The organism is Cellulophaga sp. BC115SP (genome assembly GCF_009905545.1).
In the GTDB taxonomy this organism is placed as follows: domain Bacteria; phylum Bacteroidota; class Bacteroidia; order Cytophagales; family Spirosomataceae; genus Flectobacillus; species Flectobacillus rivi.
Window position 1 is genome coordinate 1 of record NZ_JAAALB010000172.1, and the last position, 785, is coordinate 785.

Sequence of the window (785 nt, forward strand, 5' to 3'; positions counted from 1 at the left end):
TTTTCCATTGCCTCTGGGTCAAATGCCTTGATAGTTACGCCCTCTGCCAATAATTCTTCGATATTGTACAAGGCTGGAGCCTCACGAATATCGTCGGTATATGGTTTGAAAGCTAAGCCCCACATCGCAAATACTTTGCCTTTCAAATCGCCACCGAAGTGTTCTTTGATGGTTGGGATTAACTTCGTCTTTTGACCTTCATTTACGTTCATGACAGCCGTTAAAATCTGAAAGTCATATTGGTTATCAGAAGAAGTTTTTGCTAAAGCCTGAACATCTTTAGGAAAACAACTACCGCCATAACCAATACCTGCAAACAAGAAACGTTTCCCGATACGTGAGTCTGTACCAATACCACGACGAATATCGTCTACATTAGCACCTACTTTTTCGCAAAGGTTAGCAATCTCGTTCATAAACGTGATTTTAGTAGCTAAGAACGCATTTGCAGCATATTTAGTCATTTCAGCCGAACGCTCATCCATGAAGATAACAGGATTACCCTGACGAACCAATGGTGCATATAGCTTGTTCATCACAGCTTTTGCTTTCTCAGAACGAGTACCAATTACCACGCGGTCAGGCTTCATAAAGTCTTCTACAGCCACACCTTCACGCAAAAACTCAGGATTGGATACTACATCAAAAAGTTCTTCAGAGGCATTTTTAGCAATCGCAGCGTGTACTTTTTCGGCTGTACCTACTGGTACAGTACTTTTATCAATAACCACTACATATTGGTCTAGGATTGGACCTAAATCATCAGCAACTTTCAAGATATATTT

The 785-nt window shown here is 40.8% G+C and carries 1 protein-coding gene; it reads right to left on the reverse strand.

The window, feature by feature from the left end:
• Positions 1-785, reverse strand: a 785-nt coding sequence (locus GVN22_RS27475; protein WP_166554180.1) for a UDP-glucose/GDP-mannose dehydrogenase family protein, incomplete at both ends; no start/stop codon positions are given.